The sequence below is a fragment of the Kitasatospora sp. NPDC041988 genome (assembly GCF_055588525.1).
The window spans coordinates 1-4,941 of sequence record NZ_JBVJCO010000101.1 but is presented as its reverse complement, the minus strand read 5'-3'; the positions used below and the strand labels follow the sequence as shown (position 1 = coordinate 4,941).

1 protein-coding gene and 1 pseudogene are annotated in these 4,941 nt (G+C 74.6%); both read left to right on the top strand.

Annotation, left to right across the window (positions count from 1 at the left end; all coding sequences use genetic code 11):
• Nucleotides 1-133: 133 nt before the first annotated feature.
• Nucleotides 134-1,357: pseudogene (locus ACZ6NC_RS41770) on the top strand (condensation domain-containing protein); the annotation flags it as partial.
• A partial coding sequence (locus ACZ6NC_RS41765; protein WP_465739119.1) for an amino acid adenylation domain-containing protein occupies nt 1,354-4,941 on the top strand: 3,588 nt, incomplete at its 3' end. The pseudogene ACZ6NC_RS41770 and the gene ACZ6NC_RS41765, both read left to right, overlap by 4 nt.

The following is a 4,941-nucleotide window of genomic DNA, read 5'->3' as shown; positions in this document are numbered from 1 at the left end:
GTTGCGTCACGCGCGGCTTCACCGGTGTGCCGGTGTCCTGTCTTTCTCTTTTTGCTCCCTTCCGGCCGTTTTTTTCCCCCCCCCCCCCCCCCTCCCCCCCCCCCCCCCTCCCCCCCCCCCCCCCCCCCCCCCGCCACTCGACGAGACGACCGTGGGCGCACACCTGGACGCGGCGCAGGACCGGCTCTCCGCCGAGCGCGGGGTGCTCCTCCAGGCGGTCTGGTTCGACGCCGGTCCGCACCGACCGGGCCGGCTGTTGCTCCTGGTCAACCACCTGGTCATGGACGGGGTGTCGTGGCGCATCCTGTTGCCGGACCTGGTCTCGGCCTGGGAGGCGGCCGTGCAGGGCCGCCCGCCACGGCTGGAGCCGGTGCGGACCTCGTTGGCCCGCTGGTCCCGGCTGCTCGCCGCGGAGGCACGGCAGCCGGCCCGGACCACCGAGGCGGCGCTCTGGACGGACCTGCTGACCCCTGCCGACCCGGCGCTGACCGCCGGCCGGCTGGACCGGGCCCGGGACACCGTCGGCCAGGCCCGGAGCCTCACCGTCTCGCTGCCGCCGGAGGTCGTCACCCCGCTGCTGACGACGGCGCCCGCGGCCTTCCACGCCGGGGTGAACGACGTCCTGCTGACCGCGCTCGCGCTGGCCGTCGCCCGGTGGCGACGCGGTCACGGCCGGGGCCCGCACACCGCGCTCCTGGTGGACGTGGAGGGCCACGGCCGCGAGGAGATCCTCGACGGCACGGACCTGTCGCGCACGGTCGGCTGGTTCACCTCCCTGCACCCCGTCCGGATCGACCCGGGCGCCCTGGGCTGGGACGAGGTCACGAGCGGCGGCCCGGCCCTCGGACCGGCCCTGAAGCGGGTGAAGGAGCAGCTGCGCGCGCTGCCCGACCGGGGCCTCGGTTTCGGCCTGCTGCGTCATCTCAACCCGGCGACCGGGCCGGGGCTGGCCCGGCTCGCCGCACCGCAGCTCGGCTTCAACTACCTGGGCCGGTTCCCCGCCCCCGGCACGGCGGTGGTGCCGGGCAAGCCGGCGTGGACGGTCGCGCCGGAGGCGGGCCTGCTGAGCGGTACCGACCCGGCCACCGCCCTGGCGCACGGCCTGGAGGTCAACTCGATGGTCCGCGACACCCCGGACGGCCCGTGGCTGGAGGCCGTCTGGACGTGGGCCCCCGACCTCTGGCCCGAGCCGCACGTTCGCTCCCTCGCCGAGGACTGGTTCCGGGCGATCCGCGGCCTGGTCCGGCACGCGGACCGGCCCGACACCGGTGGCCACACACCGTCGGACTTCCCTCTGACCGAACTCAGCCAGCACGACATCGAGCAACTCGAAGCCGCGTGGAGGATTCAGAAATGACGTCGTCGGGCCTGGAAGACATCCTGCCCCTCTCCCCGATGCAGGAGGGGCTGCTGTTCCACTCCCGCTACGAGCAGGACGGTGCGGACGTCTACGCGGTGCAGCACGTGTTCGACCTCGCGGGCGCCCTGGACGCCGCGCGGCTGCGTGCGGCGGTCCACGCCCTGGTGCGGCGGCATCCGAACCTGCGCGCCGGCTTCCGGCAGGTGGACTCGGGCCAGACGGTCCAGCTGATCCCCCGCCAGGTCGAGGTGCCCTGGGAGGAGTTCGACCTGTCCGCGCTGCCCGCCGCGGAGGCGGAGGCGGAGCTGACCCGGATCGCCGCGAAGGAGCACGGCCGCCGGTTCGACCTGGCCGAGCCGCCGCTGCTGCGCTTCGCCCTGGTCCGGCTTGCCGGCGAGCACCACCGGCTGGTCATGACCACCCACCACATCCTGCTGGACGGCTGGTCCACCCCGATCCTGGTGCGCGAGCTGACCGCCGTCTACGCCGACGGCGAGGCCGCGGCGCTGCCCCGGGTCACCCCGTACCGGCAGTACCTCGGCTGGCTGGCCCAGCAGGACCGGCCGGCGGCGGAGGCGGCCTGGCGCGAGGCACTCGCCGGCCTCGAACAGCCCACCCTGGTGGCGCCGGTGGACCCGGCACGGGCCGCGCTGATGCCGGAGCGCATCATCACCGAGCTGGCCGAGGACCGCACGGCCGCACTCGTCGAGTGGGCCCGCCGCCACGGCGTGACCCTCAACACCGTGCTGCAGACCGCCTGGGGTCTGGTGCTGAGCCGCCGCACCGGGCACCACGACGTCGTGTTCGGCGCCGTGGTGGCCGGGCGCAACCCGCAGCTGGCCGGGGTCGAGTCGATGATCGGCCTGCTCATCGCGATGGTGCCCGTCCGGGTGCGGCTGGATCCGGAGCAGTCGCTGCTGGACGCCGTGGTGCGGCTCCAGGACGAACAGTCGCGGCTGACCGCGCACCACCACCTCGGGCTCGCACCGGTCCAGCAACTGGCCGGCCTGGGCGACCTGTTCGACACCTCGTTGGTGTTCGAGAACTACCCCTGGGGCGACCCGGCCGACCTGCCGGGCACCGGGCTGCGCATCACCCCCGACCTCGCCCGCGGCCGCGACGCGACGCACTATCCGCTGACGCTGATCGCCGCCCCGGGGCACCGGCTCTACCTGCGCCTGGACTACCGCGACGACCTGTTCGACCGGGCCGAGGCCGAGGCCCTCGTCGACCGGCTGATCCGGGTCCTCGACCTGATGGTCGCCGACGCCGACCGCCCGCTCGGCCGGATCGACCTGCTCGCCGCCGAGGAACGGCGGGATCTTCTGGTCGCCCGGAACGACACCGCGACGGCGCTCGACCACCCGAGCCTGCCGGAACTGTTCCGGGCACAGGTGGCCGCCGACCCGGCCGCGATGGCCGTGGTGGATGGCGAAAAAGCGCTCTGCTACCGGGAGTTGAACGAGCGGGCGAATCGCCTGGCGCATCTGCTCGCCGCCCGTGGCGTCGGGCCGGAGCGGATCGTCGCCCTCGCTCTGCCCCGCTCCGCCGACCTGGTCGTCGCCGTGCTCGCCGTCCTCAAGGCCGGCGCCGCCTACCTGCCGCTGGACCCCGAGTACCCGCCGGCCCGGCTGGCGCACATGGTCACCGACGCCCGGCCCCTCGTCGTCCTGGCCACCGGCGCCACCGAGGCCAACCTGCCCGACGGTCACGAGACCCTGCTCCTGGACGACCCGGCCGTGCTCGCCGACCTCGCCGGTCGGCCCGCGCACGACCCCGCCGTGGAGCTGAGCCCCGACCACCCCGCGTACGTCATCTACACCTCCGGCTCCACCGGCGTGCCCAAGGGGGTGGTGATGCCGGCGGCCGGGCTGCTCAACCTGCTGCTGTGGCACCACCGCGCGATCGGCGGCGGACCCGGCACCAGGACCGCCCAGTTCACCGCGATCAGTTTCGACGTGTCCGCCCAGGAGGTGCTGTCCTCGGTGGCCTTCGGCAAGACCCTGGTGATCCCGGACGAGGAGGTGCGGCGCGACGCCGCCCGGTTCGCCGAGTGGCTCGACGAGCAGCGGGTGGAGGAGCTGTTCGCCCCCAACCTGGTGCTGGAGGCGCTCGCCGAGGCGGCCGTCGAGCAGGGCCGGACGCTGCCGCGACTGCGGACGGTCGCGCAGGCCGGCGAGGCCCTGACGCTGAGCCGCCTGGTCCGCGAGTTCCACCGCTCGGCCCCGGGCCGCCGCCTGCACAACCACTACGGGCCGACCGAGACGCACGTGGTCACCGCCCACGCCCTCGGCGTCGACCCCGACGCCTGGCAGCTGCCCGCGCCGATCGGGCGGCCGATCGCCAACACCCGCGCCTACGTCCTGGACAGCGGCCTGCAGCTGGTCGCGCCCGGCGTGGTGGGCGAGTTGTACATCGCGGGCACCGGCGTGGCGCGCGGCTACCTGGGCCGGCCCGGGCTGACCGCCGAGCGCTTCGTCGCCGACCCGTACGGTGTGGAGCCGGGCGGCCGGATGTACCGCACCGGCGACCTGGTGCGCTGGAACCCGGACGGGGAGCTGGAGTTCGTCGGCCGCGCCGACCACCAGGTCAAGGTCCGCGGCTTCCGGATCGAACCCGGCGAGATCGAGAAGGTCCTCACCGACCACCCCGACATCGCCCAGGCCGCGGTGGTCGCCCGGCCGCACGGGCCCGGTGACTCCCGCCTGGTCGCCTACGTGGTCGGCCGGGACGTCATCCGGCAGGAGCAGGTAAGGGAGTTCGCGCGGGGGAGGCTGCCCGAGCACATGGTCCCGGCCGCCGTCGTCCCGCTGGAGCGGCTGCCCCTGACGGCGAACGGCAAGCTGGACCGGGCCGCCCTGCCGGAACCGGACTTCACCCTCGCCGGAACGGGCCGGGAGGCCCGGACCCCGCAGGAGCAGATCGTCTGTGACCTGTTCGCGCAGGTCCTCGGCCTGCCCCGGGTCGGCGTCGACGACGACTTCTTCCACCTCGGCGGCCACTCGCTGCTCGCCACCCGGCTGATCGCCCGGATCCGGGCCGCCCTCGGCGTCGAGCTCGGCCTGCGCACCCTGTTCGAGGCCCGGACCGCGGCCGCCGTGGCCGCGCGCCTCGACCTCGCCGGACCGGCCCGTCTCGCCCTGACGAAGCACCAGCTCCCGGACGTCGTACCACTGTCCTTCGCCCAGCGGCGGCTCTGGTTCCTGCACAAGATGGAGGGGCCCAGCGCCACCTACAACATCCCGTTGGCGCTGCGGCTCACCGGCGAGTTGGACCGCGACGCGCTGCGCGCGGCACTCGGCGACCTGGTCGCCCGGCACGAGAGCCTGCGGACGGTCTTCCCCGAGGCCGACGGCACGCCGTACCAGCGGGTGCTCGACACGGTGACCATCGAGCCGGGTCGCACCGTGACCACTGAGGCGGACCTCACCGGGCACCTGCTCCGGGCCGCGCGCCACCCGTTCGACCTGGCGGTCGAACCGCCGCTGCGCGCGGACCTGTTCGAGCTCTCCGCCCAGGAACACGTCCTGCTGCTCGTCGTCCACCACATCGCCGGCGACGGCTGGTCACTGGGCCCACTC